This window comes from Streptomyces sp. NPDC058664 (genome assembly GCF_042716635.1).
Taxonomy (GTDB): domain Bacteria; phylum Actinomycetota; class Actinomycetes; order Streptomycetales; family Streptomycetaceae; genus Streptomyces.
Map to the genome: position 1 here is coordinate 1 of NZ_JBHXRW010000044.1, position 26,342 is coordinate 26,342.

General features: G+C 71.8%; 23 protein-coding genes and 1 riboswitch. Of the genes, 16 read left to right on the forward strand and 7 right to left on the reverse strand.

Annotation, left to right across the window (positions count from 1 at the left end; translation table 11 throughout):
- The first annotated feature begins 135 nt into the window (after nucleotides 1-135).
- Complete coding sequence (locus ACFWUY_RS29305; protein ID WP_384116177.1) at nucleotides 136-660, forward strand: GNAT family N-acetyltransferase; 525 nt, start codon at nucleotides 136-138, stop codon at nucleotides 658-660.
- Here the strand turns inward: ACFWUY_RS29305 and ACFWUY_RS29310 are convergent.
- On the reverse strand, nucleotides 632-1,699 hold the full coding sequence (locus ACFWUY_RS29310) for a GDSL-type esterase/lipase family protein (protein WP_384116181.1): 1,068 nt from the start codon (nucleotides 1,697-1,699) through the stop codon (nucleotides 632-634). The genes ACFWUY_RS29305 and ACFWUY_RS29310 overlap by 29 nt on opposite strands.
- Before the next feature lie 289 nt (nucleotides 1,700-1,988).
- On the opposite strand from ACFWUY_RS29310, the gene ACFWUY_RS29315 reads away from it, so the two are divergent.
- Together ACFWUY_RS29315 and ACFWUY_RS29320 are read left to right on the forward strand one after the other, a co-directional pair.
- Nucleotides 1,989-3,452: an amino acid permease gene (locus ACFWUY_RS29315; protein ID WP_384116187.1), complete on the forward strand. Its 1,464-nt coding sequence runs from the start codon at nucleotides 1,989-1,991 to the stop codon at nucleotides 3,450-3,452.
- 10 nt (nucleotides 3,453-3,462) lie between these two features.
- Complete coding sequence (locus tag ACFWUY_RS29320; RefSeq protein WP_384116194.1) at nucleotides 3,463-3,918, forward strand: Lrp/AsnC family transcriptional regulator; 456 nt, start codon at nucleotides 3,463-3,465, stop codon at nucleotides 3,916-3,918.
- Between the two features lie 97 nt (nucleotides 3,919-4,015).
- Here ACFWUY_RS29320 and ACFWUY_RS29325 read toward each other — a convergent pair whose 3' ends face one another.
- Nucleotides 4,016-4,582, reverse strand: coding sequence for a Repetin (locus ACFWUY_RS29325; RefSeq protein WP_384116199.1), 567 nt, complete (start codon nucleotides 4,580-4,582; stop codon nucleotides 4,016-4,018).
- Nucleotides 4,583-4,860: 278 nt separating this feature from the next.
- Here ACFWUY_RS29325 and ACFWUY_RS29330 point away from each other — a divergent pair, with 278 nt between their 5' ends.
- Nucleotides 4,861-5,667, forward strand: a complete 807-nt coding sequence (locus ACFWUY_RS29330; RefSeq protein WP_384116202.1) for a carbon-nitrogen hydrolase family protein — start codon at nucleotides 4,861-4,863, stop codon at nucleotides 5,665-5,667.
- Between the two features lie 92 nt (nucleotides 5,668-5,759).
- Nucleotides 5,760-7,457, forward strand: coding sequence for a flavin monoamine oxidase family protein (locus tag ACFWUY_RS29335; protein ID WP_384116210.1), 1,698 nt, complete (start codon nucleotides 5,760-5,762; stop codon nucleotides 7,455-7,457).
- Nucleotides 7,458-7,461: 4 nt separating this feature from the next.
- Here ACFWUY_RS29335 and ACFWUY_RS29340 read toward each other — a convergent pair whose 3' ends face one another.
- The 3 genes from ACFWUY_RS29340 to ACFWUY_RS29350 all read right to left on the reverse strand — a co-directional run bounded on the left by ACFWUY_RS29340 (nucleotide 7,462) and on the right by ACFWUY_RS29350 (nucleotide 11,165).
- Nucleotides 7,462-8,160: a DUF5995 family protein gene (locus ACFWUY_RS29340; RefSeq protein WP_384116451.1), complete on the reverse strand. Its 699-nt coding sequence runs from the start codon at nucleotides 8,158-8,160 to the stop codon at nucleotides 7,462-7,464.
- Between the two features lie 154 nt (nucleotides 8,161-8,314).
- Nucleotides 8,315-9,715 (reverse strand): uracil-xanthine permease family protein, encoded by a 1,401-nt coding sequence (locus tag ACFWUY_RS29345; protein ID WP_384116215.1) that lies wholly within the window; start codon nucleotides 9,713-9,715, stop codon nucleotides 8,315-8,317.
- A gap of 223 nt (nucleotides 9,716-9,938) precedes the next feature.
- Nucleotides 9,939-11,165 (reverse strand): MFS transporter, encoded by a 1,227-nt coding sequence (locus ACFWUY_RS29350; protein WP_384116222.1) that lies wholly within the window; start codon nucleotides 11,163-11,165, stop codon nucleotides 9,939-9,941.
- 108 nt (nucleotides 11,166-11,273) lie between these two features.
- Between ACFWUY_RS29350 and ACFWUY_RS29355 the strand changes: the two genes are divergently transcribed.
- A complete protein-coding gene (locus tag ACFWUY_RS29355) occupies nucleotides 11,274-12,398 on the forward strand; it encodes an ROK family transcriptional regulator (RefSeq protein WP_384116227.1) in 1,125 nt (374 codons plus the stop codon).
- A gap of 167 nt (nucleotides 12,399-12,565) precedes the next feature.
- Here ACFWUY_RS29355 and ACFWUY_RS29360 read toward each other — a convergent pair whose 3' ends face one another.
- Complete coding sequence (locus ACFWUY_RS29360; protein ID WP_384116231.1) at nucleotides 12,566-14,926, reverse strand: chitinase C-terminal domain-containing protein; 2,361 nt, start codon at nucleotides 14,924-14,926, stop codon at nucleotides 12,566-12,568.
- Between the two features lie 244 nt (nucleotides 14,927-15,170).
- A riboswitch (FMN riboswitch) is annotated at nucleotides 15,171-15,300 on the forward strand.
- Between the two features lie 164 nt (nucleotides 15,301-15,464).
- On the opposite strand from ACFWUY_RS29360, the gene ribD reads away from it, so the two are divergent.
- The 10 genes from ribD to ACFWUY_RS29410 all read left to right on the forward strand — a co-directional run bounded on the left by ribD (nucleotide 15,465) and on the right by ACFWUY_RS29410 (nucleotide 24,132).
- The gene (gene ribD, locus ACFWUY_RS29365; protein WP_384116238.1) at nucleotides 15,465-16,538 is read left to right on the forward strand and encodes a bifunctional diaminohydroxyphosphoribosylaminopyrimidine deaminase/5-amino-6-(5-phosphoribosylamino)uracil reductase RibD; all 1,074 of its coding nucleotides are present in this window, start codon (nucleotides 15,465-15,467) and stop codon (nucleotides 16,536-16,538) included.
- Nucleotides 16,539-16,540: 2 nt separating this feature from the next.
- Complete coding sequence (locus tag ACFWUY_RS29370) at nucleotides 16,541-17,149, forward strand: riboflavin synthase (RefSeq protein ID WP_384116245.1); 609 nt, start codon at nucleotides 16,541-16,543, stop codon at nucleotides 17,147-17,149.
- Between the two features lie 44 nt (nucleotides 17,150-17,193).
- A complete protein-coding gene (locus tag ACFWUY_RS29375; protein WP_384116454.1) occupies nucleotides 17,194-17,784 on the forward strand; it encodes a nicotinamide riboside transporter PnuC in 591 nt (196 codons plus the stop codon).
- Nucleotides 17,781-19,058: a bifunctional 3,4-dihydroxy-2-butanone-4-phosphate synthase/GTP cyclohydrolase II gene (locus ACFWUY_RS29380; RefSeq protein WP_384116249.1), complete on the forward strand. Its 1,278-nt coding sequence runs from the start codon at nucleotides 17,781-17,783 to the stop codon at nucleotides 19,056-19,058. The genes ACFWUY_RS29375 and ACFWUY_RS29380 overlap by 4 nt, the downstream gene beginning before the upstream one ends.
- Before the next feature lie 71 nt (nucleotides 19,059-19,129).
- Nucleotides 19,130-19,615, forward strand: coding sequence for a 6,7-dimethyl-8-ribityllumazine synthase (gene ribH / locus ACFWUY_RS29385; protein WP_384116252.1), 486 nt, complete (start codon nucleotides 19,130-19,132; stop codon nucleotides 19,613-19,615).
- Between the two features lie 35 nt (nucleotides 19,616-19,650).
- Nucleotides 19,651-19,923, forward strand: a complete 273-nt coding sequence (locus tag ACFWUY_RS29390; RefSeq protein ID WP_030551960.1) for a phosphoribosyl-ATP diphosphatase — start codon at nucleotides 19,651-19,653, stop codon at nucleotides 19,921-19,923.
- 71 nt (nucleotides 19,924-19,994) lie between these two features.
- Nucleotides 19,995-20,843: an ATP phosphoribosyltransferase gene (gene hisG / locus ACFWUY_RS29395; protein WP_384116257.1), complete on the forward strand. Its 849-nt coding sequence runs from the start codon at nucleotides 19,995-19,997 to the stop codon at nucleotides 20,841-20,843.
- Between the two features lie 40 nt (nucleotides 20,844-20,883).
- A complete protein-coding gene (locus ACFWUY_RS29400; RefSeq protein WP_384116266.1) occupies nucleotides 20,884-21,339 on the forward strand; it encodes a PH domain-containing protein in 456 nt (151 codons plus the stop codon).
- A gap of 304 nt (nucleotides 21,340-21,643) precedes the next feature.
- Nucleotides 21,644-23,074, forward strand: coding sequence for a hemolysin family protein (locus ACFWUY_RS29405; RefSeq protein WP_384116271.1), 1,431 nt, complete (start codon nucleotides 21,644-21,646; stop codon nucleotides 23,072-23,074).
- Nucleotides 23,071-24,132 carry a hemolysin family protein gene (locus ACFWUY_RS29410; RefSeq protein ID WP_384116274.1) on the forward strand — a complete coding sequence of 354 codons (1,062 nt, stop codon included), beginning with the start codon at nucleotides 23,071-23,073 and terminating at the stop codon, nucleotides 24,130-24,132. Before ACFWUY_RS29405 ends, ACFWUY_RS29410 begins: the two co-directional genes overlap by 4 nt.
- Here ACFWUY_RS29410 and ACFWUY_RS29415 read toward each other — a convergent pair.
- Complete coding sequence (locus ACFWUY_RS29415; RefSeq protein WP_384116279.1) at nucleotides 24,129-26,048, reverse strand: AAA family ATPase; 1,920 nt, start codon at nucleotides 26,046-26,048, stop codon at nucleotides 24,129-24,131. The genes ACFWUY_RS29410 and ACFWUY_RS29415 overlap by 4 nt on opposite strands.
- Nucleotides 26,049-26,342: the final 294 nt, after the last annotated feature.

Sequence of the window (26,342 nt, forward strand, 5' to 3'; positions counted from 1 at the left end):
ACCCTGCCCCCCGCCGGCTCCGCCGTGGCCACCCCGCTCCACGCCAGGGGGCGATTGCCCCCCCCCACGTCTACAGCGCGGGGGCCCCCCGCACCGCGCTTCGGGGGCCCCACGGCGTTCCCGTACCGTCGCCGCATGGATCCCCCGGACCGTACGGAGATCAGGGCCTGCCGCGCCGCAGACGTGCCCCTGCTCGACCGCCACCTTCCCGCCCCCGGGGCGCCGACGCGTCACGCCGACCGGTTCGCGCGCCAGGAGGCCGGGGCCGGCACGTACCTCCTCGCCTGGCGGGACGGCGTACCCGTCGGCCACGGGCAGGTCCGCTGGGACGGGTGCGCGGCGCCCGAGGTGCGGGCCGAGGTGGGGGACTGCCCCGAGTTCAACGGCCTCGACGTACGGCGGGAGCTCCGGGGACAGGGCATCGGTACGGCCCTGATCCACGCGGCCGAGGGACTGGCGCGGGAGCGCGGCAGAGCGGCGCTCGGCCTCGGCGTGGCCCGGGACAACCCGCGCGCGGCGGCCCTGTACGCACGGCTCGGCTACGCGCCCGTCGTGGCGTACACCGACCGCTGGAGCTGGACGGACCTGAGCGGTCACCCGCACGACGAGGCCGACCCGTGCACGTTCCTGGTCAGGGACCTGGCGGCAGGGGACGGTTGACGGGGACGTACGGCCGGAGGGCCTCCGCCACCGCCGCCGCGATCAGGGCATGCCCCCGGTCGTCCGGGTGCAGTCCGTCCGCCAGGTGCTCCGGGCCGAGCAGTGGTCGTCCTGAGAGGACCAGGAGGCGCCCGTCGCCCTCCGCCGCCAGGTCCCGGCCCGCCCGCTCCATCGCCCTGCGCAGCTCCGTGAGGGTCGCTCCGAGGGCGTTGCGGGTGTGCTCGGCCTCCGGGCGGAGCACCGGCGAGACGATCAGCAGCGGGGCCTCCGGATGCCCCTGGCGCACGAGCCCGACGAAGGCCCGGACGGTGGCGTACAACCAGTCGGCCGTCGCGGGCACCCGCGACCAGCAGTTGGTGCCGAAGGCGAGGGTGATCACCTCGCCCGGGAGCCGCGCCAGCTGCTCGGCGAGGGGGAGCTCGCCCCGGGCCCCGCCCGCGTATCCGAGGTTCACCGCGTCGAGGCCGAGCAGCCGTCCCGCCGTCGCGGGCCAGGACAGGGCCGGACGGGTCGACCACCAGCCCTCGGTGATCGAGTCGCCGTGGACGAGCCAGCGGGGCCGGACCGGGGCGGGGGAGAGGGCGCCGCCGACGGCCCGCAGGGCGAGCGGCACCGGGGCCTGCCCCTCCGGGAGGTGGACGGTGAAGACACCGCCGGCCGGGGGCAGCGGCAGGGTGACGGTGGCCTCCGCGGCCGGGGCGGCGCAGGTCTCGCCGACCAGCCGCGTACCGCTCCAGACGGCGAAGCAGTGGCGCAGCCCGGCGAGGGGGTCGTCCGGCTCCGGGACGGCCGCCCGGTAGCGGAGCCGTACCGCGCGCGTGCCCGGCGCGGCCGTGAACTCCAGCCGTACGCCGATGGGCAGCGCGGCCCGCGCGGCGATGTCCCACGGCAGCCGCTCCAGGTCGGCGGGATCGGCCCGCACCGGCCGGCCGCCGTCCAGCCAGGCGGTACCGCGGAGGAAGGGTGTCGGGTCGAGCCAGCCCACCGGGTCCTCCGTTCGCGGGGAGGTCGGGAGCTCGAAGCGTCGGTCATCGGCCATGAGGAGTCCCTACGCGCGAGAGCACCGGTTCACACCCCGATGTGTCGATTCATGCGGGGGAGCGCAATGTTTCCCCGTCTGCGCCCGAAGAGCGCAATGATCATCCGCCAGTGCGCAACAACCCTGCATTACGAGTGCGAACCTCTGGCGCTTAGGCTCGTGCCTCGTACCAGGAGTGGCGGCGACCGCCTGCTCGGCGGTTCCCCTTCCCCCGTGGGTCTGACGCGTCATGCCCACGTACCGCTGCGGTCGTCTCCGTACCCACAGGCAGCGATAAGGAGCCTCCGCAGTGCTGGATCAAGGCACAGCCCCGCCGGTCGACGACACGACCACCCGCAAGACCTCCGGGCTCGGCGCACTTACCCGGCGCAAGCCAGTGGAACGCCTGGTCATGGAGGGTGGGCAGGGTGAGGGCGGTAGCCTCCGCCGCTCGCTCACCATGTGGCAGCTGACCATGATCAGCATCGGTGCCACGCTCGGCACCGGCATCTTCGTCGTCCTCGGCGACGCCGCCCCCAAGGCCGGCCCCGCAGTCACGATCTCCTTCGTGATCGCGGGCCTGACCGCACTCTTCTCGGCCCTGTCCTACGCGGAGCTGGCCGGATCGGTGCCCGTCTCCGGCTCCTCGTACTCGTATGCGTACGCAACGATGGGTGAACTCGTCGCCTGGGTCTGCGGCTGGTGTCTGGTCCTGGAGTACGGCGTCTCCGTCGCGGCGGTCGCCGTCGGCTGGGGCGAGTACCTCAACGAACTCCTCGACGGCACCCTGGGGATCACCATCCCCGAACAGGTCTCGTCCCCGATGGGCGAGGGCGGCTTCATCAACCTGCCCGCGCTGGTCGTCGTCCTGCTCGCCATGGTCTTCCTGATGCGTGGCGCCAAGGAGAGCGCCCGGATCAACTCGATCATGGTCGCGGTGAAGATCGTCACCCTGCTGCTCTTCATAGGCATCGGGTTCCTGGGCATCAAGGGTGGCAACTACACGCCCCTCGCCCCGCTCGGCATCACGGGCATCAGCGCCGGCGCCGCTACCCTCTTCTTCTCGTACATCGGCTTCGATGCCGCCTCCACCGCCGGTGAAGAGGCCAAGAACCCCAAGCGCGACCTGCCCCGCGCGATCATGCTCTCGCTGCTGATCGTCACCGTGCTCTACGTCCTCGTCGCCTTCGTCGCCGTCGGCGCCATGCCGTGGCAGGACTTCGGGTCCACCGAGGCCGCGCTCGCCAAGATCATGACCGACGTCTCGGGGCACACCTTCTGGGGTGTCGTCCTCGCCGCCGGCGCCGTCGTCGCCATCGCCTCCGTCGTCTTCGCCGTCCTCTACGGCCAGACCCGCATCCTCTTCGCCATGTCGCGCGACGGGCTCGTTCCCAAGGCCTTCGCCAGGGTTCACACCAAGTCCGGCGCCCCGCGCGTCAACGTGGTGATCGTCTCCCTCTTCTGCGGCACTCTCGCGGCCTTCATCCCGCTCGGCAAGCTCGCCGACGCCACCAGCATCGGCACGCTCTTCGCCTTCGGCCTCGTCAACGTCGCCGTCGTCATCCTGCGCTGGACTCGCCCGGACCTGCCGCGCACCTTCAAGGTCGCCCTCTTCCCGATCACGCCGATCCTCGGCCTGATCGCCTGCGGCTACATGATGTTCAGTCTGGACACCGCCACGTGGATCGTCTTCGGTGGCTGGATGGTGGTGGGCCTCGTGTTCTACTTCCTGTACGGCATGCGCCGCTCCCGACTGGCTTCCGAACAGAAGTGATCCACCCGTAGTGCGACTCAACGACCTCGACGAACGCATCGTCCACGCTCTCGCGGAAGACGCCCGCCGCAGCTACGCCGACATCGGCATGCTCGTCGGACTCTCCGCGCCCGCCGTGAAGCGGCGCGTGGACCGGCTCAGGGCCGAGGGTGCCATCACCGGCTTCACCGTACGGGTGGACCCGGCGGCGCTCGGCTGGGAGACCGAGGGCTTCGTCGAGATCTACTGCCGCCACAACACCTCGCCGAACGACATCCGGCGAGGCCTGGAGCGGTACCCCGAAGTGGTGTCCGCGTCGACCGTCACCGGCGACGCGGACGCCGTCGTCCAGGTCTTCGCCTCGGACATGCGGCACTTCGAGCGGGTCCTGGAGCGGATCGCGGGCGAACCGTTCGTGGAGCGCACCAAGTCCGTCCTGGTGCTCTCGCCGCTGCTGCGGCGCTTCTCCTCGGGCTCGCCCGCGTAACCCTGCGGGGCGTCGGCGATCGGGGCGGTGCGGGCCGTGGTTCCCGCACCGCCCCTTCGCCCGTCCACCCCCGTGGGGCGGTCCATGGGTGGCCGCTCTACTCGGTCGGGTAGACGAACTCCCAGGGCGTGACCCGGAAGTCGCCCGTCCCCTCCTGGACCTTCTCGAACGGCGCTCCGCTGACGCACGGCGGGACCTTGTCCTTCTGCGGGTCGGCCGTCATCCACGTGTAGCCGAGCCGGTCACCGCCGGCGTCGTCGTGCACCGTGACCCCGACGCGCGCCTTCCGGAACTCCTTCACATCCGTCTCGACGACGACGCCGGACACGACAGCCACCTTGCCGCCCGTGGCGAGGCAGTCGACCTTCACCTTCGCGTACCCACCCCAGTCACCCTTGTAGTGGCTGAAGCGGAACGTGCCGGTGGCCTTCATCGGGTCCTGCCGGTCCTGCTCGGCCAGGTGGGCGTCGAAGGAGAACGTGATGTCGTCCCCGGCCGGCCGGTACAGCTTCGCCGTGCCGGTCAGCGCGGCGGCCTCCCGCTGCACGGTCCGCGCGGCGGACATGCCGTCCGCGCCCTCCCCCGAGGCGACGGCGGAACCGGTGGCTCCCGCGATGATCAGGAAGGCGGCGGCGACGGCGATGATCTTCGTACGGCGCTTCATGGTCGTTTCGGTCCTTTCGGCAGGTCAACCGGACGACCACCACTCTTCCGCGACCACCGCCGCACGGCGTCGCACCCGAGGACGGTCCCGTCTCCGCCGTGCGGCGGGGAAGCCCTGCGACCCCCGGGGGAGGCGTGCGCAACGAATCGCCGCCCCACCCGTCGATCGCGCAACGGTTCGACGGTCGGTCCGCAACGCTGCCGCCTTGTCCCGGCGGAGTCCGGAACCGTACCGTTTTTGACGTCTCCCTCCCCCTTCAGACACTCCGAGGACCGCCGATGCCCGCGCTGCGCACCGCCCTGCTCCAGAGCTCCGGACAGCCCGGTGACGTGGCCGCCAACCTCGCCGTCCTCGACGAGGCCGCAGGTCGCGCCGCGGCCACCGGAGCCGGCCTCCTCATCGCCCCCGAGCTCTTCCTCACCGGGTACGCGATCGGCGACGACGTCCCGAGGCTCGCCGAGCCCGCCGACGGCCCCTCGGCGCGGGCCGTCGCCGCACTCGCCGTCCGCCACGGTCTCGCGATCGTCTACGGCTACCCGGAGCGGGACACCGAGCGGCACGGCGTGCTCTACAACTCCGCCCGGCTCGTCGGCGCCGACGGCACCCTCCTGGCGAACTACCGCAAGACCCACCTCTTCGGCTGCTTCGAGCAGAAGTGGTTCACCCCCGGCGACCGGACCGTCGTCCAGGCCGAGGTCGACGGCGTCCGCGTCGGCATGCTGATCTGCTACGACGTCGAGTTCCCGGAGAACGTCCGGTCCCACGCGCTCGCCGGCACCGACTTCCTCGTCGTCCCGACCGCGCAGATGCACCCCTTCCAGTTCGTCGCCGAGTCGGTGATCCCCGTCCGCGCCTTCGAGAGCCAGATGTACGTGGCGTACGTGAACCGGACCGGGCCCGAGGGCGAGTTCGAGTTCGTCGGCCTCTCCACCCTCGCGGGCCCCGACGGCACCGCCCGCGCCCGCGCCGGACGCGGCGAGGACCTCGTCTTCGGCGAGGTCGACCCCGACTTCCTCGCGGCCTCCCGGAAGAACAACACCTACCTCGCCGACCGCCGCCCCGGGCTCTACGGCTCCCTCGTCTGAGCCGTCGCCCACCGGGCCGCCGTGCACAGGCACGGGCCCTCCCCAGCCTTCCTGACCTGCCTTTTCTTTTCCGTGCAAGGAGTCCGTACCCCATGACGTCCACGGTGCCCACGACCGCCGTCCCCCACAGCGACGGCCAGCCGCCGATCACCATGTTCGGTCCGGACTTCCCGTACGCCTACGACGACTTCCTGGCCCACCCGGCCGGGCTCGGCCAGATACCGGCCACCGAGCACGGCACCGAGGTCGCCGTCATCGGCGGCGGTCTCTCCGGCATCATCGCCGCGTACGAACTCATGAAGATGGGCCTCAAGCCCGTCGTCTACGAGGCCGACCAGATCGGCGGCCGGCTGCGGACCGTGGGCTTCGAGGGCACCGCCACCGAGGGCCTCACCGCCGAGATGGGCGCCATGCGCTTCCCGCCCTCCTCGACCGCCCTCCAGCACTACATCGACCTGGTCGGCCTGGAGACCAGGCCGTTCCCGAACCCGCTGGCCGAGACGACCCCCTCGACCGTCGTCGACCTCAAGGGCGAGTCGCACTACGCCACCACCGTCGACGACCTCCCGCAGGTCTACCGCGACGTGATGAACGCGTGGAACGCCTGCCTCGACGAGGGCGCCGACTTCTCCGACATGAACCAGGCCATGCGCGAGCGGGACGTCCCGCGCATCCGCGAGATCTGGTCGAAGCTCGTCGAGAAGCTCGACAACCAGACCTTCTACGGCTTCCTCTGCGAGTCGGAGTCCTTCAAGTCCTTCCGGCACCGCGAGATCTTCGGCCAGGTCGGCTTCGGCACCGGCGGCTGGGACACCGATTTCCCCAACTCCATCCTGGAGATCCTCCGCGTCGTCTACACCGAGGCCGACGACCACCACCGGGGCATCGTGGGCGGCTCGCAGCAGCTGCCGCTGCGCCTGTGGGAGCGCGAGCCCGGGAAGATCGTCCACTGGGCGCAGGGCACCTCGCTCAGCTCCCTGCACGGGGGCGCCCCGAAGCCGGCCGTGACCCGGCTGAACCGGACCGCCGGCAACCGGATCACCGTGACCGACGCCTCCGGGGACATCCGCACCTACCAGGCGGCGATCTTCACCGCACAGTCCTGGATGCTGCTCTCCAAGATCGCCTGTGACGACTCGCTCTTCCCGATCGACCACTGGACGGCGATCGAGCGCACCCACTACATGGAGTCGTCCAAGCTCTTCGTGCCCGTCGACCGGCCGTTCTGGCTGGACAAGGACGAGGAGACCGGCCGGGACGCCATGTCGATGACGCTGACCGACCGGATGACCCGCGGCACGTACCTCCTTGACGACGGACCGGACAAGCCGGCCACGATCTGCCTCTCGTACACCTGGTGCGACGACAGCCTGAAGTGGCTGCCGCTCTCCGCGAACGAGCGGATGGAGGTCATGCTGAAGTCGCTCGGCGAGATCTACCCGAAGGTCGACATCCGGAAGCACATCATCGGCAACCCGGTGACGGTCTCCTGGGAGAACGAGCCCTACTTCATGGGCGCCTTCAAGGCGAACCTGCCGGGCCACTACCGCTACCAGCGGCGCCTGTTCACCCATTTCATGCAGGACAGCCTCCCCGAGGACAAGCGGGGCATCTTCCTCGCGGGCGACGACATCTCCTGGACGGCCGGCTGGGCCGAGGGCGCGGTGCAGACGGCGCTCAACGCGGTCTGGGGCGTGATGCACCACTTCGGCGGCGCCACCGACGGCACCAACCCGGGTCCTGGCGACGTGTACGACGAGATCGCCCCGGTCGAGCTGCCGGAGGACTGAGTTCCTAGGGGCGTCCGAGCGGGGTGAGCAGCATCCGCCCCACCAGGCCCACCGAGCGGTCGAGGCGCTCCGTGAACTCCCCGGCGAGCTCGGGGAGTTCACGGAGCTGCCAGAGCGAGCGCGCCGCGAGCCAGGCCCCGTCCCTGGCCCGGTCGAGGCTCCAGCAGCCGAGCAGATGGGTGAGCGGGTCCGCGATCTCCAGGAGGTCCGGGCCCGGCATCAGCTCCTCCCGGATGCGCTCCTCCAGGAGGACGAGGATGTCGCCGACCCGGTCGAACTCGTCCTCCAGGTCGGGCGGCGCGCACTCCAGGATCCGGCAGGCGTCGACGACGGCGAGCGCCAGGTCGTGGCCGACGTGGGCGTTGATCCCGGCGAGCGCGAACTGCAGCGGCCGTACGCCGGGGTGGCGCCGGTAGTGGAAGAGGGGCCGCCAGCAGGCGGGGGCGGGGCCACCGGTGGCGACGGCGTCGACCGCCGCGAGGTACCGCTCGGCGAACCGTACGTCGAGGATGGCGGCGGCCCTCCGGTCGGCGAAGCCGCCCGCCTCGATGGCGTGGCCGATCTCCTCCGTGACGGTCAGATAGACCCGGTTGAAGACGGCGACCCCGTCGGCCGGATGCCAGGCCGAGCGGAGCGACCGCATCCGGTCCACCACGGGGTCGACCGCCACGAAGGGCCCGAGCAGATGCTCGGCCCGCTCGATCTCCTCGGCCCGCTCGATCTCCTCGGTCTGTCCGACCTTCTCGATCTGCTCGATCTGTTCGATCTGCTGGGTCTGCGCCATGGGGGCAGGCTCCCAGCCACCGGGCCCGGGCGGGAGCACCCCGGGCCCGGCTTCCCCAGAACGGGCGAATCACTCAGTTCTTCGACAGCGGTTCCTCGCCGGACGTGCTCTCGTACGAGCTGGTCCCGGAGTCGAGCAGGGGCTCCTGCTCCTTGAGGTGGGCCGGGGCGAAGGCGCGCAGCACGTGGTAGCCGGTGATGACGACGATCGTGCCGAGCGCGATGCCGCCCAGCTCGAAGGTGTCGGTGAAGGTCAGCTTCACCCCGCCGACGCCGATGATGATGCCGGCGGCGGCCGGGACCAGGTTGAGCGGGTTGCGCAGGTCCACCCCGGCGTTGATCCAGATCTGGGCGCCGAGCAGGCCGATCATGCCGTACAGGATCACGGTGATGCCGCCGAGGACACCGCCGGGGATGGCGGCGACGACCGCGCCGAACTTCGGGCAGAGCCCGAAGAGCAGGGCGAAGCCGGCGGCGGCCCAGTAGGCGGCGGTCGAGTAGACCCGGGTGGCGGCCATGACGCCGATGTTCTCGGAGTACGTGGTGTTCGGCGGGCCGCCCACGGCCGTCGACAGCATCGAGGCGGCGCCGTCGGCGGCGATCGCGGTGCCGAGCTGGTCGTCGAGCGGCTTGCCGGTCATCTCGCCGACGGCCTTGACGTGTCCGGCGTTCTCGGCGAGCAGGGCGATGACGACGGGCAGCGCGACCAGGATCGCCGACCACTCGAAGCTCGGTCCGTGGAACGAGGGCAGGCCGATCCAGTCGGCCGTGGAGACTCCGGAGAGGTCGAGCCGCCAGTGGTCGGTGACCTGGCCGCTCGGGGACATCGAGTGGATCTTCCCGAAGACCAGGTCGAAGACCCAGGAGATGCCGTAGCCGAAGATCAGGCCGAGGAAGATCGCGATCCGGGACCAGAAGCCCCGCAGGCAGACCACGGCGAGACCGGTGAACAGCATCACGAGGAGGGCCGTCCACTGGTCCTGCGGCCAGTACGTCGACGCGGTGACCGGGGCCAGGTTGAAGCCGATCAGCATGACGACGGCGCCGGTCACGATCGGGGGCATCGCCGCGTGGATGATCCGCGCCCCGAACTTCCGGACGGCGAGACCGGCGAGGAAGAGCGCCGCGCCCACGACGAGGACCGCGCCGGTCACGGTGGCGCTGGTGCCGCCGGAGGCCCGGATGGCGGCGGCGACACCGACGAAGGAGAGCGAGCAGCCCAGGTAGGAGGGGACGGTGCCGCGGGTCGCGAGGAGGAAGATCGCGGTCGCGACACCGGACATCATGATCGCCAGGTTCGGGTCCAGGCCCATGAGGACCGGGGCCACGAACGACGCCCCGAACATGGCCACCACGTGCTGGGCGCCGAGGCCGACCGTACGGGGCCAGGAGAGCCGCTCGTCCGGACGGACGACGGCCCCGGGAGCGGGTGTTCGCCCGTCGCCGTGCAGGGTCCAGCGCACGCCGAGGTTCATGAGGTCGCTCCCGTTCTGCGGTTCGGGCCGCCGTGTCGCGACCGCTGAAGATCAGCCACATGGTATGCGCCACCGCAGGTGGGAGCCGTGCGCCGGAGGCCGGGGCCGATCGACGGGAGGACGCGGGCCGCCGAGCGGAGCCTCTGTGCCGGAGCCCGCGGCCCGACCGGCGGGAGGACGTCAGGACGCGTCCGGCGGATCGTGGCCCGGTCGGCCAGGGGCGTCAGCCGCCGACCGGACCGGAGGCCTTCGCCTGGGCGCCGTCCGCCGCCGGTGTCGACGCCGTCTTCCGGCCCGCCGTCCTCAGTACCCCCGCGCCGGCCACCAGACCCAGCGCGAGCAGGGTGACCAGGCCGAAGGAGACGACCAGGGAGGTCGCGTCGGCGATGCCGCCGATCGCCGAGGGGGCGATCAGACCGGAGGTGTACGTGATGGTGGCGACGCCCGCGATGGCCTGGCTGGGATTCGGGCCGCTGCGCCCGGCCGCCGCGAAGGCGAGCGGGACGACGACGGCGATCCCGAGCCCGATGAGACCGAATCCGGCCATCGCCACGGCGGCGTGCGGGGCGAACACGACCATGAGCCCGCCCACGGTCGCGGTGACGCCCCCGACGCGTACGGTACGGACCGCCCCGAAGCGGTCCACGACCCGGTCGCCGGCAAGCCGTGCCACGGCCATCGTCAGCGCGAAGGCGGTGGTGGAGGCGGCCGCGAGCCCGGCCGAGCTGCCCAGCTCGTCCCGGAGGTAGACGGCGGACCAGTCGAGGCTCGCGCCCTCCGCGAAGACCGCGCAGAAGCCGATGGCGCCGATGACCAGGGCGGACCTGGGCGGCAGCGCGAACCGCGGCGGGGCCTCCTCGTCCGGGGTGCTGCGCACGTCGAGCACGCCCTGGCAGAAGAACAGGCCGAGCGCGGTGAGGAGCAGGGCCGCGGTGAGGTGGTGGAGCCGGGCGTCGCCGCCGAGGTGGGCGGCGACCGTGCCGGCGGCGGAGCCGATGAGGGCGCCGACGCTCCACATGCCGTGCAGGCTCGACATGATCGACTTGCCGAGCCGGTTCTCGGTCTCGACGCCGAGCGCGTTCATCGCGACGTCGGACATGCCCGCGGTGGCGCCGTACACGAAGAGCGCGCCGCACAGCCCCCAGATGTTCGGTGCCAGCGCCGGCAGCGTCAGGGAGAGCGTCCACAGGGCGAGCAGGCCGCGCAGCGCCGTGCGGGCGCCGAAGCGGTGGCCGATGGCCCCGGCGAGCGGCATCGCGAGCGAGGCGCCGAGCGCGGGGAAGGCGAGCGCGAGTCCGAGCTGGCCCGCGCTGACGCCCGCGTGCTCCTGGATCCAGGGGATCCGGGTCGCGAAGCTGCCGGTGACGGCGCCGTGGACGCAGAACACGGCGGCGACGGCGAAGCGCGCCCGCCGCAGGCGATCGGTGCTGGTGACGGTCTCCGCCGCCATGGGCCCCTCCCGGTGGTCGTGGTGTGCGCGTAAACTATCAGGAACCCTGCCTGATAAATAGACCGCGGCGGGGAGTGCCGCTCCCCACGAGTCTGAGAGGATCGCCGCATGGCCGCATCCCCGAGCACCGCACGAGCCATCAACGACCGGTTCGCCCTGCGACTGCTCCAGGACGAGGGCCCGTTGACGGCCACTCAGCTCAAGGCCCTCACCGGCCTCTCCCGGCCCACCGTCGCCGACCTCGTCGAACGGCTCCAGGGCTCCGGGCTCGTCCACGTCGTGGGGGAGTCGGGAGCCGAGCGCCGCGGCCCCAACGCCAAGCTGTACGGGATCGTCGCCGACCGCGCGCACCTCGCCGCCCTCGACGTCCGCACCCGCTCGGTCTCCGTCACCGTCTCCGACCTGCTCGGCACCACCCTCGCCGAGGCGTCCGTACCCGTCGGCGACGACAGTGGCACCGGGCCGGCCGTCGAGAAGGCGGTCACGCTCCTGGAGCGGACCGTGAAGGAGGCGGGCGCCGACCGGCTGCACACCGTCGCCGTCGGCGCTCCCGGGCTCATCGACCCGGCCACCGGCGAACTGCGCGACTCCACGGGGCTCCCCGCCTGGCACCGCCGGCTCGTCGCCGTCCTCCAGGAACGGTTGCCGGCCCATGTGCTCGTCGAGAACGAGACCAACCTCGCCGCCGTCGCCGAACTGCGCGAGGGCGCCGCCCGCGACCGCGAGGACTTCGTCCTGCTCTGGCTCGGTCAGGGCGTCGGCGCCGCCGTCGTCCTCGACGGGCGGCTGCGCCGCGGTGCCTCCGGCGGCGCCGGCGAGATCGGCTTCCTGCCCGTGCCCGGCACCTCGGGACTGCCCTCGGCCACCGGCTGCGACGGCGGCTTCCACGAGCTGGCCTGCGCGGCCGCCGTCGAGACCCTCGCCGTCGCCCACGGGCTCGACCCGGCCGACGCGCTCGCCTCGGGCCACGGGCCCTTCCTCGACGCCCTCGCCCGTCGCCTCGCCGTCGGAGCGGCCGCGGTCGTCTCCGTCCTCGACCCCGGCTGTGTGGTTCTCGGCGGGGAGACCGGCCACCAGGGCGGCGCCGGACTCGCCGCGCGCGTCGAGTCCGAACTCGTGACGCTCTCACCCCTCCGTACGGAGGTCCGGCCCACCGCCCTGGGCGACACGGCCGTCCTCCGCGGCGCCCTGCTGCGCGCCCGCGACGCGGCGCAGGACGAGCTGTTCCCGTAGCCCGTGGCCCGTGGCCCGTGGCCCGTAGCCCGTAGCCCGGGAACGGGTGCGCGCCGCGCCCCGGACAGGGGGGCGCGGCGCGAAGAGAGCCCGGCGGCGGCAAGGGCCGTGAGTGTCCGCCGCCGGGAGCTTTCAGGGGAAGGCGTCGGAGAGGGCAGGTCAGGTTCTCAGCAGGCGCCGAGGTCCTTCCAGACGCCCCACTCGCCGGTCGTGCCCGGCGTCTCGTTCTGGGTCCACCACTGGGCCTTGTACTTGCGGCCGTTGTGGGAGACCTCGTTGCCCGCGTTGTAGACCGTGCCGGCCACGTACGCCGGGACCGAGCCGCAGCCCGTGGCCGGCGGCGTCGTCGGGGGAGTCGTCGGCGGAGTGGTGGGCGGCGTCGTGGGCGGGGTGGTCGGCGGGGTCGTGGAGCCCGGCTCCACCACCGTCGTGCCGCGCGCCAGGTCACCGGCGAGGGCGTACGTCGTGCCGTTGATGTTCACCGTCCAGTTGGAGGGGGTGGACACCGGCAGGTAGTAGTTGAAGGCCAGGTCGACCGTGGCGCCCGGGGCCAGCGACTGCCAGGCCGGGAGCTTCAGGGAGACGCGGTGGAAGTCGCCCTTCAGACCGCCCACGTTGGAGCCCGTGTGGTCGCTGCTGACGACCTTCGTGCCGAAGCCGGACTGGTCGGAGGCGTTGGCCGGCGCCGAGGTGCCGTAGTCGAACTGGAACTCGGTGCCGCCGGGGAGGGTGGTCGCCGTGTTGTTGGTGATCTTGATCTTCGGGGTGATCGGGTAGTTCGAGTCGCCCAGCTTGAACTCGGTGAACTGGGCGTCGATCTTCACGGCCTGGGCCGGCAGCGCCTTGTTCGACTTCTTCGCGCCGTACGGGGCGGCCGCCTTGAACTTGTCGTACATCAGCGAGGTGAGCGTGGAGCCCATCTCGTACTGGCCCTTGGCGGCGTTCCAGGCGTAGTCGCCCGCCATCTCCCAGACCATGGTGCCGCCGATGCCCTTGGCGACCACGTAGTCGGCCTTCGCGGCCACCGACTGCTCGTCCTCGGTGGAGAGGAAGACCCTCTTCTGCGCGTTCCACAGCCACGGCGCGACCAGGGTCGAGTCGTACTTGCGGGCGTAGGTGCCGGTCAGCGTGGTGTTCGCGGGGAAGCCGTACTGCGTGACGTAGTCGCCGACGATCCCCTTCTCCAGGTTCTTGGCGTGCCACATCGGGTTCGAGCCGGCGGGCGACTCGACGCCGTTGGTGTCCTTGTCGTGCCACAGGTTGTCGATGCCGACGGCGCCGTCACCGCACTTGGTCAGACCGGCTCCGGCCGGGCAGGTGGCCGCGGAGGCCTTGCCCCACAGGCCGTCGGTGCCGCCCTGCACGTTCTTGTGGCCGCGGGTGTAGTAGGGCAGGCCGATGTTGATGCGACCGGCCGGCATCGAGCCGCGGAAGTAGTGGTAGGCCCAGTCGGTGTTGAGGTAGCCGATGCCGCCGTACTGCGCCGAGCCGTAGACGTTGGCCGCGGCGAGCTCGCCGTCCTTGCCGTCGTCGAAGAGCGAGGCGTTGGGCCCGACGTACTCGTTCCAGGCGCCGTGCAGGTCGTAGGACATGATGTTGACGTAGTCCAGATACTTCTGCATCTGGAAGGTCTCCATGCCGCGCAGCAGGTAGCCGGAGGAGGGGGCGGCGACGGTCAGCAGGTAGTGCTTGCCGTCGGCGGCGCCGGCCGCGTCCAGCTTCTCGCGGAGGGACTTCATGAGGGCCGCGTAACCCTGCACGAGCCCGGCGCGGCGCGCGTTGGCGAACTGCCAGTCGAGCGGGTTGCCGGCGTCCTTCATGGTCGTCGGGTACTCGTAGTCGATGTCGACGCCGTTGAACCCGTACTTGCGGATGAACTCGACGGACGACGTCGCGAAGGTGTCGATCCCGGCCTGGTTGACCGAACCGTCGGCGTTGGTGGCCATCGAGTAGAAGCCGCCGGAGTTCACGCGGTCGCCGTTGTCCGCGAAGTAGCCGCCCGTCTCCGCCCAGCCGCCGACCGAGATCAGCGTCTTCACGTTCGGGTGCTGCTTCTTGAACTTGTTGAGCAGGTTGAAGTGGCCCTTGTAGGCGTACGCGGGGTCCATCTCGGCTCCGGCGACACCGGGCCAGGTCATCCCGGTGGCCGCGTTGTTCGGACCGTCCGCGCCGACGGAGAGCTTGTTGTCCCCGCCGACGTGGCCGAAGGCGTAGTTGATGTGGGTGATCTTCTCCCACGGGATGTCCTTGGCCAGGTACGCGGGCTGGCCGTTCTTGCCGGTGCGCCAGCCGGTGAAGTAGCCGATGACCCGGCGCTGGTGGTCCGCGCCCATCTTCTCGCGGCCCTCGGTGTCGTAGACCGAGCAGTACGGGACGTCGACGCCGGGGGTCTTGTGGAGCCCGTCGGGACGACAGGACTCGTTGTCGGCCGCGTACGAGACGCCGCCGACCAGCGAGCTGAGCAGCAGCCCGGTGACGGCCGCGCCGGAAGCGAGCAGCGAGGCTCTCTTCGTGGTGGGGGACAACACGATCGGTTCCTCCTGGGGAGGCTGGGAAAACACAACGAACAAGGCGGTGGGTCGTGTTGGGCCCGTGGAGTGCGCACGCCGTCGGACCGTTACCTCGGAGGTGACACGGAGATTAAGAGGACTAGACCAGTGCGTCAATAGGTCTGGACCAAAGTCGTCGTCAGCGGAATCGTGTGAGCCAGCCCACAGGGTCTCGGCCGCATGGCCTCACGGCGTCCGTGGCACACTGGCCCTGTATCAGCAGCAGCGCACTCCGGGGTCGGTGTAATTCCGAACCGGCGGTATAGTCCGCGACCCGTCCGCAGCCAGCGGCCGGTTGACCAGGTGAGATTCCTGGACCGACGGTGAAAGTCCGGATGGGAGGCAGTGCGCGGCGGGCGACCCCTGTCAGGGGTGTGCCGGCCGTACGTCCGCTGGTCGCCGTTCCCGGCGAACCACGCGACGCCGGCCTCGGCGCACCCTGCGCGAGGCGTCGTTTCCGCTCTCTGTCGTCATCGACAGGCCCCGGAGTCCGTGCCCGAAGAGGCAGGAGGACCCGGTGGCCCAGCAGGCCGACACCACCGCCATGCGACGCGCCGTCGAGCTCGCCGCCCGCGGTCTCGGCGCCACGAGCCCCAACCCCGTCGTCGGCTGTGTCGTCACCGACGCCTCCGGCCACCGGGTCGGCGAGGGCTGGCACCGGCGCGCCGGAGGCCCGCACGCCGAGGTCCACGCCCTGCGCGAGGCCGGCGCACTCGCCCGCGGCGGCACCGCCTACGTCACCCTCGAACCCTGCAACCACACCGGCCGCACCGGCCCCTGCGCCCAGGCCCTGATCGAGGCCGGGATCAGCCGGGTCGTGTACGCGGTCGGCGACCCGAACCCGCAGGCCACGGGCGGTGCCGACACCCTGCGCGGCGCCGGGGTCGAGGTCGCGTCCGGAGTCCTGGCCGCCGAGGCCGAAGCGGTCAACATCGCCTGGCTCACCTCCGTACGCCACGGCCGCCCCTTCGTCCGGTGGAAGTACGCCGCCACCCTCGACGGCCGGATCGCCGCCGCCGACGGCAGCTCCCGCTGGATCACCTCCGCCGAGTCGCGCGCCGACGTCCACCGGCTGCGCGCCGAGTCCGACGCCGTCGTCGTCGGCTCCGGCACCGCCCGCGCCGACGACCCCCATCTGGCCGTACGCGGCATCGAGGGGGCCGTCCAGCCGCTGCGGGTCGTCGTCGACACCGAGGCGACCGCCGTGAAGCCGGGCGCCCGGATCCTCGACGACGCGGCCCCCACCCTCATCGCCGTCGCCGAGGACGCCGAGACCACGCTCACGGACGTCGTACGCCTCCCGAGGGCCGAGCACGGCCTCTCCGTCCCCGCCCTCCTGGACGCCCTCCACGCGCGCGGTGTCCGCTCCGTCCTCCTCGAAGGCGGCCCCACCCTCGCGGGCGCCTTCCTCGCCGCGGGCGCCGTCGACCAGGTCGTCGGCTACCTCGCCCCCGTCCTCCTCGGCGCGGGCCCGAACGCCCTCGCCGACGCGGGAATCGCCACCATCACCGACGCGTTGCGGCTCGACATCACCGAGACCGCGCGCATCGGAACCGACCTCCGCATCACCGCCATCCCCAAGGGAGCCTGACCGTGTTCACCGGAATCGTCGAAGAACTGGGCGAGGTCGTCGCCGTCGAGCAGCTGGAGGACGCCTCCCGCTTCCGACTGCGCGGCCCCCTGGTCACGGAAGGCGCCCAGCACGGCGACTCCATCGCCGTCAACGGTGTCTGTCTCACGGTCGTCGAGTTCGGCGACGGCGAGTTCACCGCCGACGTCATGGCCGAGACCCTGAAGCGGTCCAGCCTCGGCGCCCTCGCCATCGGCTCCCGCGTCAACCTGGAGCGGCCCATGGCCGTCGGCGGCCGCCTCGGCGGTCACATCGTCCAGGGCCACGTGGACGGCACCGGCACGATCCTGGAGCGGACCCCGTCCGAGCACTGGGAACTCGTCAAGGTCGGCCTGCCCGCCCACCTCTCCCGGTACGTCGTCGAGAAGGGCTCGATCACGGTCGACGGCGTCAGCCTCACCGTCGTCGAGGTCACCGACGACTGGTTCACCATCAGCCTCATCCCCACCACCCTCGACCTGACCACGCTCGGCATCAAGAAGAGCGGCGACCCGGTCAACCTCGAAGTGGACGTCATCGCCAAGTACGTCGAGCGGCTGCTCGGCGCCGACGCCAAGGAGAACGAGAAGTGAACTGGCTCAACTCCGAGGCGTTCACCGTCCTCGACCAGCACATCATGTGGTCCGACATGATCGGCAACACGATCGGACTCATAGCCCTCGCGCTCGGCTGGCGCCGCTCCATCCTCACCTGGCCCGCCCAGCTGCTCTCCGGCCTGATCCTCGTCGGCGCCTACGCCTCCGCGAACCTCGCGGGCGGCGTCGGCAAGCAGCTCCTCGTCATCGGCGTCGCCGCCTGGGGCTGGTGGCAGTGGAACCGGGGCAGGCAGCAGGCCCAGGACGGCTCCATCGCCGTCCGCTTCGCCACCTGGAAGGAACGCGGCCTGCTCCTCACCGGAGCGGTTCTCGGCACCCTCGCCGTCGGCGGTCTCTTCACCCTCTACCCGTCGCTCTCCTGGAGCCCGTGGGCCGACGCGTACATCTTCGTCGGCACCCTCGTCGCGATGGTCGCCCAGGCCCGCGGCCTGGTCGAGTTCTGGTTCGCCTGGCTCCTCGTCGACCTCGTCGGCGTCCCCCTCGCCTTCCACAGCGGCCTCGCCTTCTCCGGACTGGTGTACGTCATCTACTTCGCCCTCGTCATCTGGGGCATGCGCGACTGGTGGCTCCGGACGCGTACCACCTCCGCTCTGGAAGGAGCAACGGCATGAGCGCGCATCCGCTGTGGGACGCCACCGACCTCGCCCTCGACCCCGTCGAGCAGGCCATCCGCGACATCGCGGCCGGCCGGCCCGTCGTCGTCGTCGACGACGAGGACCGCGAGAACGAGGGCGACCTCGTCATCGCCGCGGAGAAGGCCACGCCCGAGATCGTCGCCTTCATGATGAGCGAGTGCCGCGGCCTGATCTGCGCGCCCATGGAGGACGACGAACTGGAGCGCCTCCAGCTGCCGCAGATGGTCGAGCACAACACCGAGTCGATGCGGACGGCCTTCACCGTCTCCGTCGACGCGGGCCCCGCGCACGGCGTCACCACCGGCATCTCCGCCGCCGACCGCGCCACCACCCTGAGGATGCTGGCGAGCGGCTCCCACGAGCCCTCCGACTTCGTCCGCCCCGGCCACGTCTTCCCGCTGCGGGCCAAGTCCGGTGGCGTCCTCGTCCGCAACGGCCACACCGAGGCCGCCGTCGACCTCGCCCGTCTCGCCGGCCTCCGCCCGGCCGGCGCGATCGTCGAGATCGCCGGCGAGGACGGCGTCATGCTGCGCCTGCCCGAGCTCGTCCCCTTCGCCCGCAAGCACGGCCTGACGATCATCTCCATCGAGGACCTGATCGCCTACCGGCGCTCCGCCGAACCGACCGTCCGCCGCGAGGCCGAGGTCCGGCTCCCCACCGCGCACGGCGACTTCACCGCGTACGGCTACCGCTCCATCGTGGACGGGGTCGAACACGTCGCCCTCGTGCACGGCGAGATCGGCGACGGGGAGGACGTCCTGGTCCGCGTCCACTCCGAGTGCCTGACCGGCGACATCTTCCACTCCCTGCGCTGCGACTGCGGCCCCCAGCTCCAGGCCTCCATGGACCGGATCCAGGAGGCCGGCCGCGGTGTCGTCGTCTACCTCAGGGGCCACGAGGGCCGCGGCATCGGCCTGCTGTCCAAGCTGCGCGCGTACGAGCTCCAGGAACGCGGCCGCGACACCCTCGACGCCAACCTGGAACTCGGCCTGCCCGCCGACGCCCGCGACTACGCGGCCGGCGCGCAGATCCTCGGCGACCTGGGCGTCCGCAGCCTGCGCCTGATGACCAACAACCCCGACAAGATCGACGCCCTCACCCGGTACGGCCTGAACGTCGAGGGCCGCGAGCCGATGCCGGTCACGGCCGGCGAGCACAACCTCCGGTACCTGACCACCAAGCGGGACCGGATGGGCCACGACCTGCCCTGGCTGGACGGCTCCCCTGCCTCCACCTGCGGCAACCAGTAGACCTTTCACTTCGCATCACTTCGCATCACTTCGCATCACTTCGTACGGTTCAATACGGTTCAAGGAGAGACATGAGCGGCAAGGGCGCACCCGTCCTCAGCGTGAAGAACTGCGGCGACCTGCGGGTCGCGGTCGTCGCGGCGCAGTGGCACGAGAAGATCATGGACGGTCTCGTCGACGGCGCCCTGCGCGCCCTGAGCGAACTCGGCATCGAGGAGCCGACCCTGCTGCGCGTCCCCGGCAGCTTCGAGCTCCCGGTCGTGGCGAAGGTCCTCGCAGGGCGCGGCTACGATGCCATCGTGGCGCTCGGCGTCGTCATCCGCGGCGGAACGCCGCACTTCGAGTACGTGTGCCAGGGCGTCACCCACGGCCTCACCCAGGTCTCGATCGACACCGGCGTACCCGTCGGCTTCGGCGTCCTCACCGTCGACACCGAGGAGCAGGCCCTCGACCGGGCCGGCCTCGAGGGCTCCAGCGAGGACAAGGGCCACGAGGCCGTCACCGCCGCCGTCGCCACCGCGACCACGCTGCGGACGGTCAGCGAACCCTGGCGCTGAGTGCGCGACCCTCACCCCGTACCCTTAGGACCATCATGGCGAACAAAACCTTCGAAGAGCTCTTCGCCGAGCTCAAGCTCAAGGCCGAGACCGGCGACCCGGCCACCTCCCGCACCGCGGAGCTGGTGGACAAGGGCGTCCATGCCATCGGCAAGAAGGTCGTCGAAGAGGCCGCCGAGGTCTGGATGGCCGCCGAGTACGAGGGCAAGGAAGCCGCCGCCGAGGAGATCTCGCAGCTGCTGTACCACGTCCAGGTGATGATGGTCGCCCGCGGGATCTCGCTCGACGACGTCTACGCCCACCTCTGAGCAGGATTCCTCCCCGAGCACGACTTCTCAGGTCTTTTCCCCACCACTCCCAGGCAAAGGAAGCTCACCCCATGCTGCGCATCGCCGTTCCCAACAAGGGTTCCCTCTCCGGACCTGCGTCGGCAATGCTCCATGAGGCCGGCTACCGCCAGCGCAAGGAGTCCAAGGAACTCGTGGTCATCGACCCCGACAACGAGGTCGAGTTCTTCTACCTGCGCCCGAAGGACATCGCGATCTACGTCGCCTCCGGGAAGCTGGACATCGGCATCACCGGCCGTGACCTGCTCCTCGACTCCGGCGCCAGCGCCGAGGAGATCCTCGCGCTGAACTTCGGCCGCTCCACCTTCCGGTACGCCACCCGCCCGGGCACCGCGAACGGCCCCGAGGACTTCGGCGGCATGACGATCGCCACCTCCTACGAGGGCATCGTCGCCAAGCACCTCGCCGACCAGGGGATCGACGCCTCCGTCGTGCACCTCGACGGCGCCGTCGAGACCGCGATCCAACTGGGCGTCGCCCAGGTCATCGCGGACGTCGTGGAGACCGGCACCAGCCTGCGCAACGCCGGCCTCGAGGTCATCGGCGAGCCGATCCTCACCTCCGAGGCCGTCGTCGTCCGCCGCCACGGCGCCGAGGACGACCACCCGCAGGTCCAGCAGTTCCTCCGCCGCCTCCAGGGCGTCCTCGTCGCCCGCTCGTACGTGATGATGGACTACGACTGCCGCGCCGAGCACCTGGAGCAGGCCGTCGCCCTCACCCCGGGCCTGGAGTCGCCGACCGTCTCCCCGCTGCACAACGAGGGCTGGGTCGCCGTCCGCGCGATGGTCCCCGCCAAGGAGGCGCAGCGGATCATGGACGACCTGTACGAGATCGGCGCCCGCGCCATCCTCACCACCGCCATCCACGCCTGCCGCCTCTGACGGCACGGACCGTACGCCCCGAGGCTCCGAGGAACACCCGATGTCCCAGCCCACCGTCCCCGCCCTCCCGGTCACCTTCCGCCCCGGGCGCACCCGGGCCGTCCTGCTGACCGTGGGAATCGCGATGTTCGCCGTCATCACCGCCGTCGCGCTGATGCTGGAGCGGCTCGGGCCGGGGGAGCGCGTCAGCTTCGTCTTCGTCGCCGCGCTCTTCCTCGGGGTCCTCGTCCTGCTGAGCCGCCCCAAGGTGGTCGCCGACGACGAGGGCGTCACGGTCGTCAACATCACCAGGACCCGGCGGCTCGCCTGGGCGGAGATCCTCAAGGTGAACCTGCGCCCCGGCGACGCCTGGGTGTTCCTCGACCTGAGCGACGGCACCAGCCTGCCGGCGCTCGGCATCCAGCCCGGTATCGCCAGGGAAGCGGCGATCCGGGACGCCCGCGCGCTGCGGGCCCTGGCCGAGGCCCACGGGTCGGGCGCGGAGCGGACGGCCTGATCCGAGCCGGGGCCGCGCCGGGGGTCCCTCCGGCGTCACCCTTCCGGGACCGACAAGCCCACAGCCGGGGTTTCCTCCGGTGGGACCCGGGTCCGTCCCCCATCCGGGTCCGACCCCCTGCCCCTCGGGGCCTTCGCGTGGCTACTCTGGATGCGGTGGTGCCGAGCGGCACCACCGCCTCGCGTGTGCAGGGCCGCCGACACGGCCCGCGAGGCCTCTCCCTTCGACCCGAGGAGTGACTCCCTCCAGCAATGGACGGATCGTCCGGTAATACCTGCGCCGCCCCCTCCCAGGAGGCGGCGGCATGATCGTCTCCCTTCTGCTGCTCGTCGCGGCCTTCGTCCTCATCCTCGCCAACGGCTTCTTCGTGGCCGCCGAGTTCGGTCTCGTGACCGTCGAGCGGGCCGAGGCCGAGCGGGCCGCGGCCGCCGGCGACCGGCGCGCCCGCACCGTCGTCGCCGCCCTGCGCGAGCTGTCCTTCCAGCTCTCCGGAACCCAACTCGGCATCACGATCACCTCCCTCGTCGTCGGCATGCTCGCCGAGCCCGCGCTCGCCGGACTGCTGCACGGCCCGCTCACCGCGACCGGACTGCCGGCGGGGGCGGTCTCCGGGATCTCGGTGGTGATCGGGATGCTGCTCGCCTCCGCCGTCCAGATGGTGGTCGGCGAGCTCGTGCCGAAGAACTGGGCGGTCTCCCGGCCGCTCCAGGTGGCCCGTTTCGTGGCCACTCCGCAGCGCCGCTTCTCCGCCCTCTTCCGGCCGGTGATCTCCCTGCTCAACCGGGTCGCCAACCGGCTGGTGCGGCTCCTGGGCGTCGAGCCCACCGAGGAGCTGGACTCGGTCCGCACCCCGGGTGAACTGGTCTCCCTCGCCCGGCACTCCGCCCTGGCCGGCGCCCTCGAACAGGACACCGCGGACCTCTTCGTACGGACCCTGTCCCTCGGCGGCCTCACCGCCGAGCGGGTCATGACCCCGCGCGTGAAGGTCAGCGCCCTCCAGTGGGGCGCCACCGCGGCCGACGTCCTCAACCTCACCCGGGCCACCGGCCTCTCGCGCTTCCCGGTCTACCGCGACCGCATCGACGAGATCGTCGGCATGGTCCACCTCAAGGACGCGCTCGCCGTCGCCCCGGAGGCCCGGCTGCGTACCCCCGTGGGCCGGATCGCGGTCCCCCCGCTCCTCGTGCCCGAGACGCTGCCCGTCCAGACCCTCCTGGAGCGGCTGCGCCGCGAACAGCCGATCGCGGTGGTCGTCGACGAGTACGGCGGCACGGCCGGCGTCGTCACCCTGGAGGACATCGTCGAGGAACTCGTCGGCGAGGTCCGCGACGAGCACGACACCGTGAGCGACGGGCGGCCGGAACTGGCCGCCGCCCCCGCCGAGGACGGCCGTCCCGCCTGGGACGCCGACGGCTCCTGCCGGGTCCACATCCTGCGCCGGATAGGCCTCGACGTGCCCGACGGGCCGTACGAGACCGTCGCCGGACTCGTCGCCGACCTCCTCGGCCGCATCCCCGCCCCCGGCGACCGGGCCGAGCTCCCCGGCTGGCTGCTCTCGGTACGCCAGGTCGACCGCTACCGCGCCGAGCGCGTACGCCTCGTCCGCACGGAGCCGGCCACGGACCCGCACCGCACCACGGGCCTGGACCCGGCCGAGATCCCGGTCGTCGCCCAGGACCAGAGCCCGGTCGCCGCGCCCGCGTCCGCCTCGCTGGTCGCGGAGGGCGTCCGATGAGCACCCTCCTGCTCCTCTTCGCCGTCCTCCTGGTCCTGGCCAACGGCTTCTTCGTCGGAGCCGAGTTCGCGCTCGTCTCCGTCCGCCGCAGTCAGATCGAGCCGCTCGGCGGCGCCCGCGCCAAGCAGGTCCTGCACGGTCTGGAGAACCTGCCGCAGATGATGGCGGCCGCCCAGTTCGGCATCACCGTCTGCTCCCTGACGCTCGGCGCCGTCGCCGAGCCGACCGTCGCCCGTCTCCTCGAACCGGTCTTCCACACGGTCGGGGTCCCCGAGGGGCTGATCCATCCGCTCGGTTACGTCATCGCCCTGGCCGCGGTCGTCTTCCTCCACCTCGTCATCGGCGAGATGGTCCCGAAGAACCTGGCGATGGCCGCGCCCGAACGGACCGCGCTCTGGCTCGCCCCGGGCCTGGTCGGCTTCGCCCGGCTCTGCCGTCCGGTCACGGCCGCGCTCGGCGCCTGCGCCCGGCTCGTCCTGCGGGCGTTCAAGGTCGAGCCGAAGGACGAGGTGGAGGCGGTCTTCACCCGCGCCCAGCTGGGCCGGCTCGTCGAGGACGCGGGACAGGCCGGACTGCTGGACCCGGCCGAGCAGGAGCGCCTGGAGGACGCGCTCGAACTGGGCACCCGCCCGGTGACGGACGTCCTCATCGCCCCGGCCTCCCTGGTCACGGTCCCGCCGACGGTCACCCCGCGCGAGATCGAGGAGCTGACCGTACGCACCGGGTACTCGCGCTTCCCGGTGCGGGCCGGGGCGGGCGCCGCCTTCATGGGCTTCGTGCACGTGAAGGACGTCCTCGACCTGGAGGAACGGGAGCGGGCGGTGCCGCGGCGGCTGTGGCGGCCGATGGCGACGCTCGGCGCCGAACTGCCCCTCGACGACGCCCTCACCGTGATGCGCCGCGCCGCCACGCACCTGGCGCAGGTCGCCGACGGCTCGGGCCGGGTGCTCGGCCTCGTCGCCCTGGAGGACGTCCTGGAGACGCTGGTGGGCGAGGTTCGCGACCCCGCCCACCGGGTGCGGACGTCGGCACCCGTCCAGCCCCTCGGTGCCGTCTAGTATCCCGGCGGCTCCTGCTGCGGGCCGCGGTCGACCGGACCGCGGCCCGACAGGACCTCGCCGTACGCCTGCATGAGGTCGGCGAGCCGGAGGGTGGCGAGGTCGTCCCGGGTCGGGGTGGTCGCGTATCCGGAGAGCCGCAGGTCCCGGTAGGCGCAGGACTTCTCGTACAGGGTGCGCAGGAAGCGTCCGTTGCCCAGCTCGTCGATCCAGCCCTGCTCGACGACGTGCCCGCTGATGGAGCGCAGCTCCTCGCGGGCCTCCTCGTCCCAGCCGTCCCCGTTGGCCGCCGCGAGCACCTCGCCGATGGCGGTGAGTTCCAGCGGCCGGTAGGAGGGGAAGTCGACCCGGGTGGTGAACCGGGAGGAGAGCCCGGGGTTGGTGTTCAGCAGCCGGTCCATGCCCTCGGGGTAGCCGGCCAGGATGACCACGAGGTGGTCGCGGTTGTCCTCGGCCCGTTTGAGGAGGACCTGGAGGGCCTCGTCCCCGTAGGCGTCGCCCTTGCTGTAACCGGTGTTGGAGAGCGCGTACGCCTCGTCCACGAAGAGCACCCCGCCGACCGCCGAGTCGATCAGCTCGTTGGCCTTGATCGCGGTCTGCCCGAGGAACTCGCCCACCAGATCGGCCCGTTGGGCCTCGACGAGATGGTCGCCGCCGAGCAGCCCGAGGGCGTGGAAGACCCGGCCGAGGATGCGGGCGACGGTGGTCTTCCCGGTGCCGGAGGGCCCGGAGAAGACGAAGTGGCGTTTGGGCGGCTGGACCGGAAGGCCCTGCCCGGCCCGCAGGCGCGCCATCTCCAGCTGCGCCGACAACGCCTTGACCTGGCGCTTCACCGGCTCGAGGCCGACCATGCCCTCCAGCTCGGCGAGTGCCTCCGCGAGCACCACCGGGTCGGTGGGGCCCTCGGGGAAGCGCGGAGGCATCGGCTGGGAGGGCAGCGGGACCTTCTGCCGTACGGTCTCCGGCGGTGTGACCGGAGCCGCCGGAGGCACGGGCTCGGGCGCGAGCCGCAGCCCGTCGCCCAGCGGCCCGGAGTCGGGATCGGCGCCGGGAGCGGTGTCCCCGGCGTCCTGGCCGAGCCCCCCGCCGACGGTGCCGAGGGCGACCGTCGCGAGGCCGGCCGGGTCGTCCACGCCGTCGTACCCCTCGAAGCCGTCGTACTCGGCGATCGCGGCGAGGCGCGCGGCCGTGTCCATGAACGTCGGGTCGATCCGGTGCACGGCCCGGTAGAGCGGCAGCGCGGCGGCGCTCCGCCCGGTGCCCTCGTGGGCGCGGGCCAGCCAGTAGCGCAGTTCCTTGCGCTGGGGCTGCTCGCTGCGGCACCGCATCAGAGAGGCCGAGAGGAGCGGCTCGGCCTGGCCGTACATCTCCAGGCGGACCCGGGCCATGCCGCCGAAAAGGCCGGCCTCGATGCCGAGGAGCGGGTCGTCGACGAGGGTCTCGGTGTGCCGGACGAGCTGGTCCCAGTCCTTGACGAGATAGGCGCGGCAGGCGTGCAGGAAGCGCACCTGCGGGTCGGTGTCGACCGGCGGGAGCCCCGCGAGGGCCCGGTCGAGCTCCGGCACATGGCGCCCGTCGAGCCAGTGGGAGGCGTGCGCGAGGAGCAGGTCGCGCGAGCTCTCCAGGACCGGTTGCACCCACCAGCCCAGCCAGTACCAGGAGTTCAGGGTGCGCCGGTACCGGGCACGCTGCTCGCCGAAGCGGTCGCGGTTGCGGTACATGCGCAGCAGCGCGGTCGTGGTGTCGACCCTGAGCGCGTGCAGCCCGAGCCAGGCGTCCGCCATCCCGGGGTCGATCCGTACCGCCGTCCGGAACTCGTCCTCCGCCTGCGGATAGGCGCCCATCGTGTAGGCGTCGACTCCGCGCAGCCAGGCGAGCTCGGCGGGGGCCTGCGCGCCCTGCGTGCCGATGTCCATCGGGTCCCCCACAACCGTCTTCGCATGGACGGGATTTGACCGCACCTGGGGGCATCGTACCTGCGCAGGGGGTGCGCGCTTAAGGAGAAGCACATGATCCGGAAGCGGTGACCCTGGGTGAGCATCAGGGGTCGCGAAGGGGCCCGGAGAGGGCCGGGGAAGGCCGTCGGGGGCAGAACGAAGCCCCCGATCACGGGGGAACAACCGGGGGCTTCGTGTCCGCGGCGGCTCCGAAAAGCCGCACATTCAGAACGTAAGACCTGTACGCCCCTTGGGTCAAGCGGAGTTGAGGCA

Bases quoted from the DNA above. Each gene is read 5' to 3' on its own strand.
- ACFWUY_RS29405 (WP_384116271.1), top strand. From the start codon at position 21,644: ATGATCGTCTCCCTTCTGCTGCTCGTCGCGGCCTTCGTCCTCATCCTC.
- ribH (WP_384116252.1), top strand. From the start codon at position 19,130: ATGAGCGGCAAGGGCGCACCCGTCCTCAGCGTGAAGAACTGCGGCGAC.
- ACFWUY_RS29345 (WP_384116215.1), bottom strand. From the start codon at position 9,715: ATGAACCTCGGCGTGCGCTGGACCCTGCACGGCGACGGGCGAACACCC.
- ACFWUY_RS29380 (WP_384116249.1), top strand. From the start codon at position 17,781: ATGAGCGCGCATCCGCTGTGGGACGCCACCGACCTCGCCCTCGACCCC.
- ACFWUY_RS29325 (WP_384116199.1), bottom strand. From the start codon at position 4,582: ATGAAGCGCCGTACGAAGATCATCGCCGTCGCCGCCGCCTTCCTGATC.
- ACFWUY_RS29305 (WP_384116177.1), top strand. From the start codon at position 136: ATGGATCCCCCGGACCGTACGGAGATCAGGGCCTGCCGCGCCGCAGAC.
- ACFWUY_RS29310 (WP_384116181.1), bottom strand. From the start codon at position 1,699: ATGGCCGATGACCGACGCTTCGAGCTCCCGACCTCCCCGCGAACGGAG.
- hisG (WP_384116257.1), top strand. From the start codon at position 19,995: ATGCTGCGCATCGCCGTTCCCAACAAGGGTTCCCTCTCCGGACCTGCG.
- ACFWUY_RS29400 (WP_384116266.1), top strand. From the start codon at position 20,884: ATGTCCCAGCCCACCGTCCCCGCCCTCCCGGTCACCTTCCGCCCCGGG.
- ACFWUY_RS29390 (WP_030551960.1), top strand. From the start codon at position 19,651: ATGGCGAACAAAACCTTCGAAGAGCTCTTCGCCGAGCTCAAGCTCAAG.
- ACFWUY_RS29415 (WP_384116279.1), bottom strand. From the start codon at position 26,048: ATGGACATCGGCACGCAGGGCGCGCAGGCCCCCGCCGAGCTCGCCTGG.
- ACFWUY_RS29375 (WP_384116454.1), top strand. From the start codon at position 17,194: ATGTGGTCCGACATGATCGGCAACACGATCGGACTCATAGCCCTCGCG.
- ACFWUY_RS29410 (WP_384116274.1), top strand. From the start codon at position 23,071: ATGAGCACCCTCCTGCTCCTCTTCGCCGTCCTCCTGGTCCTGGCCAAC.
- ACFWUY_RS29330 (WP_384116202.1), top strand. From the start codon at position 4,861: ATGCCCGCGCTGCGCACCGCCCTGCTCCAGAGCTCCGGACAGCCCGGT.
- ACFWUY_RS29335 (WP_384116210.1), top strand. From the start codon at position 5,760: ATGACGTCCACGGTGCCCACGACCGCCGTCCCCCACAGCGACGGCCAG.
- ACFWUY_RS29355 (WP_384116227.1), top strand. From the start codon at position 11,274: ATGGCCGCATCCCCGAGCACCGCACGAGCCATCAACGACCGGTTCGCC.
- ACFWUY_RS29350 (WP_384116222.1), bottom strand. From the start codon at position 11,165: ATGGCGGCGGAGACCGTCACCAGCACCGATCGCCTGCGGCGGGCGCGC.